This window comes from Pseudomonas sp. MOIL14HWK12:I2 (assembly GCF_000510745.1).
GTDB classification, from domain to species: Bacteria; Pseudomonadota; Gammaproteobacteria; order Pseudomonadales; family Pseudomonadaceae; genus Chryseomonas; species Chryseomonas oryzihabitans.
In genome coordinates, this window is sequence record NZ_AZOA01000008.1 from 1 (window position 1) to 14,370 (window position 14,370).

The window sequence follows — 14,370 nt, forward strand, 5'->3', positions numbered from 1 at the left end:
GCCCTTGGCAATCGGGCAAAACGGTGGAGGGACGCACGGTATTGAGCAAGGCCGGTTCCCCGCTCATCAGAGCCAAGCTGTACATGGGCGCCATAGTCGCCAAAGAGCGCAACCCCGACGTGAAAGCGCTGTATGAACGACTACTGGCACGCGGCAAAGCCCGAATGAGCGCCTTGGGCGCCGCCATGCGCAAACTGCTGCAGATTGCCTATGGTGTGCTCAAGACGCAGCGACCTTATCAACCACGACAGGCCCTTTAGAGGACCTGTTGTGATTGATGGGAGAGATGGTATCTACGGTGTCCCTGCCTGCAACCGCTTGAACTCCACCAAATCATGACTGCAGAACAGCGTCAGCCCCAAGTCCTGGCGCAGGGAAAGTTCGCGCAGGCGGGCCTGGTTGTCCAGGCGGCTGGCGCGGTCGGCTTCCATCAGCCGCTGGTAGAACCTCAGCCCCGGCGTGCAGTGGCGTTCGGGCCGGCGCATCTCGTCGCGGTAGAAATAGGCGTCGCCGGCGTGCAGCAACCAGCCCCCGTCGTGCTGGACGGCGACGCCGGCATGGCCCGGGGTGTGGCCGGGCAGGGGGATCATCAGGATTTCCGGCGGCAGGCCGGGCAGGTCGCGCACGCTGGCGAAGCCGTGCCAGGCCTCGCCCCGGGGCTCGTGGAAATGCCAATGGCGGATGCCTTGCCACTGCGCCGGACTGTAGCGGCGCCGACCGATGAAGCCGTGGCGCTGGCGCTGCGCATCCCACTCCCGCTGCAGCACATGGACCTGGGCCTGGGGAAAGTCGTCCAGGCCGCCGGCGTGGTCGAAATCCAGATGGGTCAGCACGATATGGCGGACATCGCCCGGACGAAAACCCAGGCGGCGGAGCTGCGCCAGGGCGCTGAGTTCGGGATCGTACTGGATGCGATTCATCAGCCGGAAGAAGGGGCTCAGGCGCCGGCCGCGCTCCCGCAGATCGGCTTCGCCAAAGCCGGTATCCACCAGCACCAGACCGTCCCGGTCGGTTTCCACCAGCAGGCAGTGACAGGCGAGGTGGGCGGCGAGTCCGCGGCTGAAGCCGTCGTACAGCGCCCCGCCCAGGGGGCACATGCAGCCGCAGTTGAGGTGATGGATACGCATGCTCGGCTCCGCGAAGGTGACCTCCGGTAGAAGAGGCGCGCGTGGGCAAAGTTCGAGCGCAGCGGCCATTCGCGCGGGTGTCGCAGCCAGTGAAGAGAGATCGACGGACCCGGGTGGCGACGATCGATCGACCGGAGCAGGCTCCCGGATTCAGCAGCGCCGAGGCGGGTAATGGCAGTGCCAGGGCCTCTGGCTGAACCCTGAGCCATTGGCGCTGACCAAGATAGGATCGCCAGCGGACCGGCTCTGCCACCCTGGCCCTCCCAGTGCAGACGGAGCCACCCATGCCCACAGCCTTTCCCCGCCGTTCCCTCCTGGCCGCCGGCCTTTCCCTTGGCCTGCTCGCCGCCGGTACCGCCCAGGCCGACAGCTGGTGCGCCAGCAAGCCGGTCAAGTTCGCCGGGGTGAACTGGGAGAGCGGCATGCTGCTCACCGAACTGATGGGCTTCGTCCTGCAGCACGGCTACGACTGCAAGGTGGATAGCATCCCCGGCAACTCCATCACCCTGGAACAAGCCCTGGGCAACAACGACATCCAGGTGTTCGCCGAGGAGTGGATCGGCCGGAGCGAGGCCTGGAACAAGGCCGCCGCGGCCGGCAAGGTGGTCGGCGTGGGCGCACCCATCGAAGGCGCCACCGAAGGCTGGTACGTGCCGCGCTATCTGGTGGAAGGCGAGGGCGCCAAGGCGCCCAAGCTGAAGAACATCGCCGACCTGGGCCAGTACGCCGAGCTGTTCCGCGATCCGGAAGAGCCGGGCAAGGGCCGCTTCTACAACTGCCCGGCCGGCTGGACCTGCGAACTGGAAAACACCCAGATGCTGCAGAGCTACGGCCTGAGCGACAAATACACCAACTTCCGCCCCGGCACCGGGCCGGCGCTGGATGCGGCCATCGTCTCGGCCACCAAGCGCAAGCAGCCGATCCTCACCTACTACTGGTCGCCAACGCCCCTGCTGGGTCGGGTCGACATGGTCCAGCTCAAGCCGCGCGATGGCGAAGCCAAGCGCATCCAGGTGCAGGCCGGCCTCTCCAAGCCCTTCCACGACGGCGCCCCCGAACTGGTGGCCGTGCTGAGTCGGGTCAATGTGCCCATCGAACTGCTCAACCGCACCCTGGCCGAGCAGGCCGACGCCAAGCAGGACGCCCCCGCCGCCGCCAAGGCGCTGCTCAAGGCCCATCCGGAACTCTGGCAGGCCTGGGTGACCGACGCCGCGGCGCGCAGCAAGATCCAGGCGGCGCTCTAGGATGTTTCCCGAAGGCCTGACCTTTTCCTTCGCCGACGCCGTCAATCGTGGCGTCGACTGGCTGGTGACACGCTACGGCGACGTCTTCCGAACCATCTCCGACACCCTGCTGCAGGCCATCGTCTGGCTCGAGGGCCTGCTGCGCGGCACCCCCTGGTGGGCGCTGTTGCTGATCGTCGCGGCCCTGGCCGCCCATGCCACCCGCCGGGTGCTGCCGACTCTGCTGATCACCGGCCTGCTGTTCCTGGTCGGGGCCCTGGGGCTGTGGGACAAGCTGATGCAGACCCTGGCCCTGGTGCTGGTGGCCACCGCCATCGCCGTGATCATCGGCGTGCCCCTGGGCATCCTCTGCGCCCGTAGCGCCCGCCTGCGCCTGGTGCTGATGCCGCTCCTGGACATCATGCAAACCATGCCCAGCTTCGTCTATCTGATCCCGGTGCTGATGCTGTTCGGCCTGGGCAAGGTGCCGGCGATCTTCGCCACCGTGATCTATGCCGCGCCGCCCTTGATCCGCCTCACCGACCTGGGCATCCGCCAGGTCGATCGCGAGGTCATGGAAGCGGTGAACGCCTTTGGCGCCAGTCGCTGGCAGCAGCTGTTCGGCGTGCAGCTGCCGCTGGCGCTGCCGAGCATCATGGCCGGCATCAACCAGACCACCATGATGGCGCTGTCCATGGTGGTGATCGCCTCCATGATCGGCGCCCGCGGCCTCGGTGAAGAGGTGCTGGTGGGCATCCAGACCCTGGACGTGGGCAAGGGCCTGCAGGCGGGCCTGGCCATCGTCATCCTCGCCGTGGTCATCGACCGCATCACCCAGGCCTATGGCCGCCAGCGCCATGAGGTGGAGCGATGAAGATCGTCGTCGAGCGGGTCTCCAAGATCTTCGGCAAGCGCGAACAGGCGGCCCTGGCGCTGCTGCGCGAGGGGCACGACAAGGCCGAGATCCTCGCCCGCACCGGTTGCGTGGTGGGGGTGGACGATCTGTCCCTGGAAATCGCCGAGGGCGAGATCTTCGTCATCATGGGCCTTTCCGGTTCCGGCAAATCGACCCTGGTGCGCCACCTCAACCGGCTGATCGATCCCAGCAGCGGGCGCATCCTCATCGATGGCCAGGACATCCTCCAGCTGCCGCTGCCGGCGCTGCGCGAATTGCGCCGCCAGCGCATCAGCATGGTGTTCCAGAGCTTCGGCCTGCTGCCCCATCGGCGAGTGCTGGACAACGTCGCCTACGGCCTCAAGGTGCGCGGCGAGCCCAAGGCGGTCTGCCGCGAACGGGCGCTGCACTGGCTGGAGGTGGTGGGTCTGGCCGGCTACGAGCGCAAATGGCCGCACCAGCTCTCCGGCGGCATGCGCCAGCGCGTCGGCCTTGCCCGCGCCCTGGCGGCCGATACCGAGATCATCCTGATGGACGAGGCCTTTTCCGCCCTCGATCCACTGATCCGCGCCGAGATGCAGGAGCAACTGCTGGAGCTGCAACAGCGCCTGCACAAGACCATCGTCTTCATCACCCATGACCTGGACGAGGCCCTGCGCCTGGGCAATCGCATCGCCATCCTGCGTGACGGTCGGCTGGTGCAGGTGGGCACCCCGGCGGACATCCTCGGCCAGCCGGCCGACGACTATGTGGCGCGCTTCGTTCAGCGGCGTACCGCTGCGACAGTTTGAAACAATTGCGGCAGAGGCCTTCACGAGCATTTCACAGATGCGAGGCTCTGATGGTGAGACCTGCGGCCTGACCCTGTCAGGCCTTTCTCTTCCCACTGGAACCGCGCCGCAATGGACTATCTGCTACAACTCGCCGCCGACCCGACCGTCTGGGCTGCTCTCGCCACCTTGATCGTGATGGAAGTGGTGCTGGGCATCGACAACCTCATCTTCATCTCCATCCTGACCAACAAGCTGCCCGCGCACCAACAGCAGAAGGGCCGCCGCATCGGCATCAGCCTGGCGCTGATCCTGCGCCTGGGTCTGCTCGGTACCGTGGCCTGGATCGTCCAGCTCACCGAGCCCATCATCGAGGTGTTCGGCAAGAGCTTTTCCTGGAAGGACCTGATCCTCATCGCCGGTGGCCTGTTCCTGCTGTGGAAGGCGACCAAGGAGATCCACCACAACGTCGATCCCGAGCCCGACAGCGCCCTGAGCAAGGGCGGCGAGACGGCGACCCTGGCCTTCGGTTCGGCCATCGTGCAGATCCTCCTGCTGGACCTGGTGTTCTCGGTGGACAGCATCATCACCGCCGTCGGCATGACCGAGCACCTGCCGGTGATGGTGATCGCGGTGGTGGTGGCGGTGACCGTCATGTTGCTGGCGGCCGACCCCCTGGCCAGGTTCATCAACGACAATCCCACCGTCGTGATGCTGGCGCTGGGCTTCCTGATCATGATCGGCATGACCCTGATCGCCGAAGGTTTCGGCGCCCATGTGCCCAAGGGCTACATCTACGCGGCCATGGCCTTCTCGGCGCTGATCGAGGGCCTGAACATGCTGTCGCGGCGGGCCAAGCGTCGCCAGCAGGCTGCCGGCAAGTGAGGGCAGGGCGTGTCGGAAAAGGCCTTGTTACATTCCGGCACGCCTATTGCTAACAATAACTGGCAAGGTTAGGCACTATCGGTCAAGACCTTTGTCATAGCAGCGTCACACGTGAGGTTTACAACTGAAGTCATGAACATACAAGCCCAAGCCCAGAACGCCATGCATGCCCTCAGCGCCGCTTTCGCGCCGATGAGCTGCGTCATCGACGCGCCCAGCAAGCGTGGTTTTTCCTTCATCGTCGTCAACGAGCATGGCGTGGCCAAGCACACCCGCCGGATCTACCGCGACGAATACAGCAACCCGAGCCGTCTGCAGGCCATCATCGACAGCACCCGCCTGGCCATCGCCGGCTGAGATTCAGCCGGCTCCCGCTCCACCCCTCCCGCTTTACCGTCTGCGCCCCACCCGAGCTACGGGTGTACCGGCGGCAGATAGGCCAACGTTCCCCCCAACAGCCATAGCAGCACCAGCACCAGGGGTGCATGGACCAGCAGCTGCACGAAGGAAAAGCCGACCAGGTCGCGCGCCTTCAGCCCCAGCACGCCCAGCAGCGGCAGCATATAGAAGGGATTGATCAGATTCGGCAGTGCCTCGGCGGCGTTGTAGATCTGCACGGCCCAGCCCAGGTGGTACTGCAGGTCGTTGGCCACCTGCATGACGTAGGGCGCCTCGATGATCCACTTGCCCCCGCCCGAGGGGATGAAGAACCCCAGCAGCGCCGAGTAGACGCCCATCAGCAGGGCGAAGGTGTCGTGGGTGGCGATCTGGGTGAAAAATGCCGCGATATGGTGCGCCAGAGTCTGGCCATCGGCGCCATTGACCTTGGTCAGGATGGCAGCGATGGAGCCGTACAGCGGAAACTGGATCAGCACTCCGGTGGTGGCCGGCACGGCGCGGGCCACGGCGTCGAGGAAATGCCGCGGCCGCCAGTGCAGCAGGGCGCCCAGGGAGATGAACAGCAGGTTGTAGGTGTTCAGCCCGGAAATGGCCTCGATGGCCGGCTTGCTGGCGAATTCCTGCACCAGCCAGCCCGCGGCCAGGAGCACCAGCAGCACGATCAGGATCGGACTGTATTCCAGCCATTCTCCCGGGCGGGTCGGTGTGGCGGCCGGCGTGGGCGCCGGGGTGACATCGACGCCACAGGCACGGGCATCGCGTGCGCTGTCCAGCCCGGGCGCGGTGACATAGGCGATCACCGCCGAGACCACCAGCAACACCAGCAGCAGGGCGCCGGATTGCCAGAGGAACAGCGTCTGGCTGAAGGGAATCACCCCGGTGATGGCGAGGATCGAGGGCGGCAGGCTGGCCGGATTGGCCTGCAGCTGCGCCGCCGACGACGACAGCCCCAGCGCCCAGACCGCGCCCAGGCCCAGGTAGGCCGCGGCGCCGGCGGCGCGATAGTCCATCTTGAGTTCTTCGCGGCGGGCCAGGGCGCGCACCAGCAGGCCGCCGAACACCAGGCTCAGGCCCCAGTTGAGCAGGGAGGCGAGCATGGCCACCAGGGCCACCCAGCACACCGCGCCGCGTCCGGTACGGGGCACCCGCGCCAGGCGCTCGACCAGGCGCCCGGCCGGACCGGAACTGGCCACCACATAGCCGCCGATGACCACGAAGGCCATCTGCATGGTGAAGGGAATCAGACTCCAGAAACCGTCGCCAAAGGCCTTGGCGGTCTTGGCCGCCGGCGCGCCCATGCCGAGGGCGGCCAGGGCCACCACGGCCACGGCGAGCACGGCGAACACCCAGGAATCGGGAAACCAGCGCTCGGCCCAGTTGGAACAGGCCAGGGCGAACCGCGCGCTGCGCGAATCGCGGGAGGGGGTTGAGCTCATGGGAGATCCTTTTGTTGTTGTTTTTCGGGGGAACATCAGGCGTAGCGTGGAAAACGGCGCAGCCTTTTCCACGCGGTTGGGGTCATATCGCGGCCATGGCGGTCCGCCGATGCGGCCGCTCCTACAGTGTGTCCGTATCTGTAGGAGCGGCCCACGGCCGCGATAGGGACTACCGCCGCTCCACCGCCAGGGCCACGCCCTGGCCACCGCCGATACACAGGGTCGCGAGACCTCGGCGTCCCTCGCGGCGACGCAACTCGTGCAGCAGCGTCACCAGCACCCGGCACCCCGAGGCGCCGATGGGGTGGCCCAGGGCGATGGCGCCGCCGTTGACGTTGACCTTCTCGTCATCCCAACCCAGCTCCTGGCCCACGGCCAGGGCCTGGGCGGCGAAGGCTTCGTTGGCCTCGATCAGGTCCAAGTCGGCCAGTTGCCAGCCGGCCTTTTCCAGGGTCTTGCGGGTGGCCGAGACCGGGCCGATGCCCATGATCGCCGGGTCGACCCCGGCGCTGGCATAGGCGGCGATATGCGCCAGCGGCGGGAGGCCCAGGGCGGCGGCCCTGGTCGCGCTCATTACCAGCACCGCGGCGGCTCCGTCGTTGAGGCTGGAGGCGTTGCCGGCGGTGACGCTGCCGTCCTTGGCGAAGGCCGGCCGCAGGCGGGCCAGGCCCTCGGCGCTGGTATCGGCGCGGATGCCTTCGTCGGTGTCGAACAGCAGCGGCTCGCCCTTGCGCTGGGGGATGGCCACCGGGGTGATCTCCTCGCGGAAACGCCCGGATTCCACCGCCGCCGCGGCGCGCTGCTGGGAGCGGGCGGCGAAGGCATCCTGGGCCTCGCGGCTGATCTGGTACTGCTGCACCAGATTCTCCGCGGTCTGGCCCATGTGGTAGTCGTTGAAGGCATCCCACAGCCCATCGCTGATCATGGAATCGACCAGCTCGGCATGCCCCAGGCGCAGGCCGCTGCGCACCTTGGGCAGCACATAGGGCGCAAGGCTCATGTTTTCCATGCCACCGGCGATGACGATCTCGGCGTCGCCGCAACGGATCGCCTGGACGGCCAGTTGCACCGCCTTGAGGCCGGAGCCACAGACCTTGTTGAGGGTCAGGGCCGGCACCTCGTGGGGTAGGCCGGCCTTGACCGCCGCCTGGCGGGCGGGATTCTGGCCGGCGCCGGCGGTGAGCACTTGACCGAGGATGACTTCATCCACCTCGGCCGGTGCCACACCGGTCTGCGCCAGCAGGGCGCGGATGACGGTGGCGCCGAGCTCCACCGCGGGTACGTTGGCCAGGGAGCCCTGGAAACTGCCGACCGCGGTGCGGGTGGCGGCGACGATGACGACGTCTTGCATGGCTGGGGTCTCCTCAGGCCTGGATGGGGGCGCCGGTGGCGGCGCGCAGTTCATCGAGGCTCACGCCTTCGGCCAGTTCCACCAGCTTGAGGCCGCCTTCGGTCACCTCCAGCACGGCCAGGTCGGTGATGATCAGGTCGACCACGCCGACCCCGGTCAGCGGCAGGTCGCAGGCTGGCAGGATCTTGTGGGCGCCCTTGGCGGTGTGCTCCATCAGCACCACCACGCGCTGCACGCCGGCTACCAGGTCCATGGCGCCGCCCATGCCCTTGACCATCTTGCCGGGGATCATCCAGTTGGCCAGGTCGCCTTGTTCCGACACCTGCATGGCGCCGAGGATGGCGAGGTTCACGTGGCCGCCGCGGATCATGCCGAAGCTCGCGGCGCTGTCGAAATAGCTGCTGCCGGGCAGGGCGGTGACGGTCTGCTTGCCGGCGTTGATCAGGTCCGGGTCGACCGTCTCGGCGGTGGGGAAGGGGCCGATGCCGAGCAGGCCGTTCTCCGATTGCAGCCAGACGTCCATGCCGGCGGGGATGTAGTTGGCCACCAGGGTCGGTAAGCCGATCCCGAGGTTGACGTAGAAGCCGTCCTGCAGCTCCCGGGCGGCGCGTTGCGCCATCTGTTCGCGGGTCCAGGCCATCTTACTTCTCCTCGCTCAGGGTGCGTTTCTCGATGCGTTTCTCGGGGCTGGCGTTGACGATCAGGCGCTGCACGAAGATGCCGGGCAGGTGGATCTGGTCGGGGTCCAGCTCGCCGGTCTCCACCAGCTCTTCCACCTCGGCCACGCAGACGCGACCAGCCATGGCGCACAGCGGATTGAAGTTGCGCGCGGTCTTGTTGAACACCAGGTTGCCGGCCTTGTCGGCGCGTTGCGCCTTGACCAGGGCGACGTCGGCGGTCAGCGCCAGTTCCAGCACATGGGGCTGGCCGTTGAAGTCACGGGTTTCCTTGCCCTCGGCCACCAGGGTGCCGTAGCCGGTGCGAGTGTAGAACGCCGGGATGCCGGCGCCGCCGGCGCGCAGCTTCTCGGCCAGGGTGCCCTGGGGGGTGAATTCCAGCTCCAGTTCGCCGGCCAGGTACTGGCGCTCGAATTCCTTGTTCTCGCCCACGTAGGAGGAAATCATCTTGCGGATCTGCCGGGTCTCCAGCAGCTGGCCGAGGCCGAAGCCGTCCACCCCGGCGTTGTTGCTGATGGCGGTCAGTTCGCGGGCGCCGGTGTCTCTCAGGGCGGCGATCAGCGCCTCGGGGATGCCGCAGAGACCGAAGCCGCCCACGGCCAGGGTGATGCCGTCGCTGACCAGCCCATCGAGGGCAGCCGCGGCGTTGGGATAGAGCTTGTTCATGATGGAGATCCTCTTGTCGTTATTGGGCGGTCCAGCCGCCGTCCATGGTCCAGGCGGCGCCCCGTACCTGAGCAGCGGCCTGGCTGCACAGGAACAGCGCCAGTTCGCCCAACTGGTCGGTGGTGACGAATTCCTGCGACGGCTGCTTCTCGCTGAGCAGGTCGCGCCGCGCCTGGTCCGGATCACTGCCACGGCTGTCCAGCTGCTGCTGGATCAGCGGGGTGAGCACGAAACCCGGGCAGAGGGCGTTACAGGTGATGCCGGTGCGGGCGGTCTCCAGGGCGGTGACCTTGGTCAGGCCCACCACGCCATGCTTGGCGGCCACATAGGCGGCCTTGCCGGTGGAGGCCACCAGGCCATGCACCGAAGAGATGTTGATGATGCGACCCCAGTCGCGCTCGCGCATGCCCGGCAGCGCCAGGCGGGTGGTGTGGAACACCGCCGAGAGATTGAGCGCGATCACCGCGTCCCAGCGTTCCACCGGAAAGTCTTCCACCGGCGCCACGTGCTGGATGCCGGCGTTGTTGACCAGGATGTCCACGCCGCCGAAGTCGCGCTGGGCGTAGGCGAAGAGCTCTTCGATCTCCTCCGGCCTGGACAGGTCGGCGCCGTGGAAGCCACTGCGGCCGGGCAGGCTGGCCTGGGCCGCAGCGGGATTGCCGAAGCCGTTGAGGATGAGGGTGGCGCCAGCGGCGGCCAGGCGCTGGGCGATGCCCAGGCCGATGCCGCTGGTGGAGCCGGTGACCAGGGCGGTCTTGCCGGTGAGGTCCATGGCTGTCTCCTTAGACGAGGCCGGTCAGGTAGTAGAGGGCGATGACGAAGAACACCGCCACGGTCTTGATCAGGGTGATCTTGAACACGCCGCCATAGGCTTCGCGGTGGGTCAGGCCGGTCACCGCCAGCAGGGTGATGACCGCGCCGTTGTGCGGCAGGGTGTCCATGCCGCCGCTGGCCATGGCCGCCACCCGGTGCAGCACCTCCAGGGGGATGCCGGCCGCGTTGGCGGCGGCGATGAAGGTGTCGCTCATGGCGGCCAGGGCGATGCTCATGCCACCGGACGCCGAGCCGGTGATACCGGCCAGCAGGGTCACGCTGACGGCTTCGTTGATCAGCGGATCGGGGATGGCCTTGAGGCCCTGGGCGAACAGCACGAAGCCGGGCAGGGCGGCGATCACCGCGCCGAAGCCGTATTCCGAGGCCGTGTTCATCCCGGCCAGCAGGGCACCGGAGACGGCCGTCTTGCTGCCTTCCGCCAGGCGTCCGCGGATGGCGCCGAAGCCGGTCGCCAGCACCAGCAGGATGCCCGCGAGCAGCGCGCCTTCCACCGCCCAGATGCCGGTCAGCTTGGCGACCTCCTGAGTCACCGGTTTGGCCATGCCGGGCAGGGCCAGGTTATGGGTGGCGCCGTACCATTCGGGAATCCAGCGGGTCAGCAGCAGGTTGAGCACGCCCACCAGCACCAGCGGCGCCAGGGCCAGCCAGGGATTGGGCAGCGGCAGGTCGGCAGCGGTCTCGGGTTCGTTGCGCAGCGGCACGCTGGCATAGCCTTCGCCACTGTTGCGCGCCTTGCGGCGAGCGCTGCCGAGGTAGGCCAGGCCCACGGCGATGACGAACAACGATCCGGCCAGGCCCAGCCAGGGCGCGGCCCAGGCGGTGGTCTGGAAGAAGCTGGTGGGGATGATGTTCTGGATCTGCGGCGTGCCAGGCAGGGCGTCCATGGTGAAGGAGAAGGCGCCCAGGGCGATGGTCGCCGGGATCAGCCGCTTGGGGATGTCGCTCTGGCGAAACATCTCCGCCGCGAAGGGATAGACGGCGAAGACCACCACGAACAGCGAGACGCCGCCATAGGTGAGCAGGGCGCAGACCGCGACGATCACCGGGATGGCCCGCTCGCGACCGAGCAGACGAATGGCCGCGGCGACGATGGCGCGGGAAAAGCCCGACAGCTCGATCAGCTTGCCGAACAGGGCGCCCAGCATGAACACCGGGAAGTACAGCTTGAGAAAGCCCACCATCTTGTCCATGAACACCCCGGTGAAGGCGGGCGCCACGGCGGACGGGTCGGTGAGCAGCACGGCGCCGAGGGCGGCGAGAGGGGCGAAGAGGATGACACTGAAACCCCGGTAGGCGGCGAACATCAGCAGCGCCAGGGCGGCGAGTGCGATCAGGACACTCATGGCTTCTCCTAGAGCTTCGCCTGGGGCGAAGCGGTTCTTGTTGTTATAGGGCGATGCAGAGATCGCCCGAATGCAGGAGCCAGAACCGTGCCAGATTTATAGGTTATTGTTTTGTATGGATTTTTATTTTGATCGCTGCCAATTACCGCCATTTTGTCTCAAAAGCTGGACCCCGTAGGTTGGCTTGAGCGCAGCGAAGCCCAACAACAGCTCGACGCCGGCCATGTTGGGCTTCGACGATAAAGCCTTCTCCACCCAGCCTGCGCATGACTCTGTAGGAGCGGCCCATGGCCGCGATAGATCGTCAATCGCGGCCATGGGCCGCTCCTACAGGCTTTGTCTCTATCTATGGATCTGTCTCATATTCGAGACGTAAGCCCCAGCGCCATCAGCTTCTTATATAGCGTAGAACGCCCCAACCCAAGGCGCCGGGCGGCTTCGTCCACCTTGCCGCCGCAGGCGCCCAGGGTCGCCTGGAACAATTCCCGGTCGAAGCGCTGGCGGGCTTCGGCGTAGGTTTCGCCGGTAGCACTCGTCACGGGCTTGGCTGGCAGTTCGGCGGAAACGCCCAAGGCCTCCGCCAGCGCCGAGGCGTCCAGCTGGCTGTCGTCGCCCAGCAGCACCGCGCGCTCCAGCACGTTGCGCAACTCGCGCACATTGCCGGGCCAGGGCTGGCGCTGCAGCAGGGCCAGGCCGTCGGCGGTGAGGTCGGGCGTCGACTGTCCGCCCACCTGCGGCAGCCCGTCGAGGATGGCCTCGGCCAGCACCGCCAGGTCGTCCAGGCGTTCACGCAGCGGCGGGATGCGGATCGGCAGGACGTTGAGGCGGTAGTAGAGATCGGCGCGAAAGCGTCCCTCGGCCACGGCGGTCTCCAGGTCGCGGGAGGTGGCGGCGATCATGCGCACGTCGCAGGCCAGCACCTCGTTGGAGCCCAGGGGTTCGTATTCCTTTTCCTGCAGCACCCGCAGCAGCTTGGCCTGCAAGGCCAGGGGCATGTCGCCGATTTCGTCGAGAAACAGGGTGCCGCCCTGGGCGATCTGCAGCTTGCCCGGGCGGGCGCGCCGTTCGGCACCGGTGAAGGCGCCAGGCGCGGTGCCGAAGAATTCCGCTTCCAGCAGGCTTTCCGGGATGGCCGCGGCATTGATGCTGACGAAGGGCCGCCCGGCCCGTGGCGAGGCGCCGTGGATGGCGTGGGCCAGCAATTCCTTGCCGGTGCCGGTCTCGCCCAAGAGCAGCACCGCAGCCTCGCTGGCGGCGGCGCGCCGGGCGCGGCGCTTGACCTCCAGGCTGGCCGGGCCGCTGCCGACGAAGTGGCCGAAACCGTACTTGGCGGTGCGCGCATGCTGCAGCGAGCGCCGGGTAGTGGCCAGTTCTTCCTGGATGCGCAGGTAGCGGGTCACCAGCGGCGCCAATTGCTGCAACTGGTCGAACAGGGCGAAACCGATGGCACCGATCAGCTCGCCCTCGTCGGTATGGATCGGCAGGCGCATCACCACCAGCGGTCCGTTGCGGGTCTCCAGCATGTCCAGCAGGATCGGCTGGCCATTGCGCGCCACCTCGCGCAGCAGGCTGTGGGGAATGATCTGTTCCACCGGCTGACCGATGGCGGCGGCGGCATCCGGCAGGCCGAAGTGCTGGGCGTATCTCTGGTTGATCCAGACGATGCGCGCCTCGCGGTCGACGATCACCGTGCCGTTGCTGGTCTGCTCGATGATCTCGAACAGCGAGCGGATCGCCCGCTGGCGGATGTCGGCGTAGTCTTCCAGCCCGGGCAGACCCGGCGGGGTGCGGCTCATGGCTTCAGCGCATGGCGCAGCTGGTGCAGGCGCCGCTGGACGATGCGCTCGCGCCGCGCCGCGTCCCACTCATGGAAGCCGTGGCCGCTGCGCAGGCCGGTACGGCCGGCGGCCACCTGGTCTTCCAGCAGCTGCAGCGGCGCCTCGTCCCGCGCCAGGGTCGGCCAGAGATGCCGGGCAATGTCGCGAAAGGTATCCAGGCCACCCATGTCCGCCGCTTCCAGCGGCCCGACCATGGCATAGCGCCGACCCAGGGAGGCGCGCATCACCCGGTCCACCGTCTCGGCATCCGCCGCGCCGCTCTGCACGATGTGCAGGGCCTCGCGCAGCAGGGCGAATTGCAGTCGATTGCCGACGAAGCCGGGAATGGCGCGCTGCAGGACCACGGCTTCCAGTTCCGCGGCTTCCAGCAGTAGGCGCACGGATTCCAGATGGGCGGGCAGGGTGGCCGTGCCGGGCACGAGCTCCACCAGGGGAATGAAGTGCGGTGGATTCCAGAAGTGCGCGATCAGCAGGCGCTCGGGATGGCGCAGGTGCGCGGCCAGCTCGTCCGGTGGCAGGCCGCTGGTGTTGCTGGCGATCAGGGCATCGGGGCGCAGTACGGCTTCGAGTTGGGCATAGAGGCGGTGCTTGAGCTCCAGGCGCTCGGGCACGGCTTCGAACAGCAGGTCGCAGTCGGCGAGCTCGGCCAGCTCGGTGGTGGTGCTGAGGCGGCCGATGACCGCCTCGGTGTCCACCGCGATGTCGGCTTCTTCCAGCTCGGCGAGCAGGGTGCGCGCGGTGGCGGCCACCTCGGCGAGGCGGCCGGGGTCGACGTCCTGCAACTGCACGGCATGGCCGTGGCGTGCCAGGTGCACGGCGATGCCGATGCCCATGAGACCGGAACCCAGGACGGCGAGGCGTGGCGTGGTCATGATCTTTTCCTTGTGAGACGGCCGCGGCAACCGTCTCACACTTGACCGCCCCCG

The 14,370-nt window shown here is 67.5% G+C and carries 15 protein-coding genes; 6 read left to right on the forward strand and 9 right to left on the reverse strand.

The genetic code is table 11. From position 1 onward, the window contains the following. On the forward strand, window positions 1-260 hold a 260-nt coding region (locus tag PSK12I2_RS23690; RefSeq protein WP_037007534.1), incomplete at its 5' end, for a transposase. 33 nt (window positions 261-293) lie between these two features. On the opposite strand, the gene PSK12I2_RS0105075 is transcribed toward PSK12I2_RS23690, so the two are convergent. Continuing rightward, entirely contained in the window at window positions 294-1,127 is an 834-nt protein-coding gene (locus tag PSK12I2_RS0105075) for an MBL fold metallo-hydrolase (RefSeq protein WP_027597555.1), read from the reverse strand. A gap of 284 nt (window positions 1,128-1,411) precedes the next feature. On the opposite strand from PSK12I2_RS0105075, the gene PSK12I2_RS0105080 reads away from it, so the two are divergent. From PSK12I2_RS0105080 to PSK12I2_RS0105100, 5 genes are all read left to right on the forward strand, one after another. Beyond that, the gene (locus PSK12I2_RS0105080; protein ID WP_027597556.1) at window positions 1,412-2,371 is read left to right on the forward strand and encodes an ABC transporter substrate-binding protein; all 960 of its coding nucleotides are present in this window, start codon (window positions 1,412-1,414) and stop codon (window positions 2,369-2,371) included. 1 nt (window position 2,372) lies between these two features. After that, window positions 2,373-3,224, forward strand: coding sequence for a proline/glycine betaine ABC transporter permease (locus tag PSK12I2_RS0105085; protein WP_027597557.1), 852 nt, complete (start codon window positions 2,373-2,375; stop codon window positions 3,222-3,224). Beyond that, window positions 3,221-4,036, forward strand: a complete 816-nt coding sequence (locus tag PSK12I2_RS23695; RefSeq protein ID WP_007159039.1) for a glycine betaine/L-proline ABC transporter ATP-binding protein — start codon at window positions 3,221-3,223, stop codon at window positions 4,034-4,036. The genes PSK12I2_RS0105085 and PSK12I2_RS23695 overlap by 4 nt, the downstream gene beginning before the upstream one ends. 111 nt (window positions 4,037-4,147) lie before the next feature. After that, complete coding sequence (locus PSK12I2_RS0105095) at window positions 4,148-4,900, forward strand: TerC family protein (protein ID WP_007159038.1); 753 nt, start codon at window positions 4,148-4,150, stop codon at window positions 4,898-4,900. A 132-nt stretch (window positions 4,901-5,032) separates the two neighbouring features. Further along, entirely contained in the window at window positions 5,033-5,257 is a 225-nt protein-coding gene (locus tag PSK12I2_RS0105100; RefSeq protein ID WP_007159037.1) for a hypothetical protein, read from the forward strand. A gap of 56 nt (window positions 5,258-5,313) precedes the next feature. Here PSK12I2_RS0105100 and PSK12I2_RS0105105 read toward each other — a convergent pair whose 3' ends face one another. The 8 genes from PSK12I2_RS0105105 to PSK12I2_RS0105140 form a co-directional block, all read right to left on the reverse strand. Then, window positions 5,314-6,735 (reverse strand): short-chain fatty acid transporter, encoded by a 1,422-nt coding sequence (locus tag PSK12I2_RS0105105; protein WP_027597558.1) that lies wholly within the window; start codon window positions 6,733-6,735, stop codon window positions 5,314-5,316. Between the two features lie 169 nt (window positions 6,736-6,904). Beyond that, complete coding sequence (locus PSK12I2_RS0105110; protein ID WP_027597559.1) at window positions 6,905-8,086, reverse strand: acetyl-CoA C-acetyltransferase; 1,182 nt, start codon at window positions 8,084-8,086, stop codon at window positions 6,905-6,907. A 13-nt stretch (window positions 8,087-8,099) separates the two neighbouring features. Continuing rightward, window positions 8,100-8,726 (reverse strand): CoA transferase subunit B, encoded by a 627-nt coding sequence (locus tag PSK12I2_RS0105115; protein ID WP_007162849.1) that lies wholly within the window; start codon window positions 8,724-8,726, stop codon window positions 8,100-8,102. Window position 8,727: 1 nt separating this feature from the next. After that, on the reverse strand, window positions 8,728-9,429 hold the full coding sequence (locus PSK12I2_RS0105120; RefSeq protein WP_027597560.1) for a CoA transferase subunit A: 702 nt from the start codon (window positions 9,427-9,429) through the stop codon (window positions 8,728-8,730). 19 nt (window positions 9,430-9,448) lie between these two features. Continuing rightward, window positions 9,449-10,201, reverse strand: a complete 753-nt coding sequence (locus tag PSK12I2_RS0105125) for a 3-hydroxybutyrate dehydrogenase (protein ID WP_027597561.1) — start codon at window positions 10,199-10,201, stop codon at window positions 9,449-9,451. 10 nt (window positions 10,202-10,211) lie between these two features. Continuing rightward, window positions 10,212-11,606 carry a GntP family permease gene (locus PSK12I2_RS0105130; RefSeq protein ID WP_027597562.1) on the reverse strand — a complete coding sequence of 465 codons (1,395 nt, stop codon included), beginning with the start codon at window positions 11,604-11,606 and terminating at the stop codon, window positions 10,212-10,214. 359 nt (window positions 11,607-11,965) lie between these two features. Next, a complete protein-coding gene (locus tag PSK12I2_RS0105135) occupies window positions 11,966-13,402 on the reverse strand; it encodes a sigma-54-dependent Fis family transcriptional regulator (RefSeq protein ID WP_027597563.1) in 1,437 nt (478 codons plus the stop codon). After that, entirely contained in the window at window positions 13,399-14,316 is a 918-nt protein-coding gene (locus PSK12I2_RS0105140) for a 3-hydroxyacyl-CoA dehydrogenase family protein (protein ID WP_027597564.1), read from the reverse strand. The genes PSK12I2_RS0105135 and PSK12I2_RS0105140 overlap by 4 nt, the downstream gene beginning before the upstream one ends. Window positions 14,317-14,370: the final 54 nt, after the last annotated feature.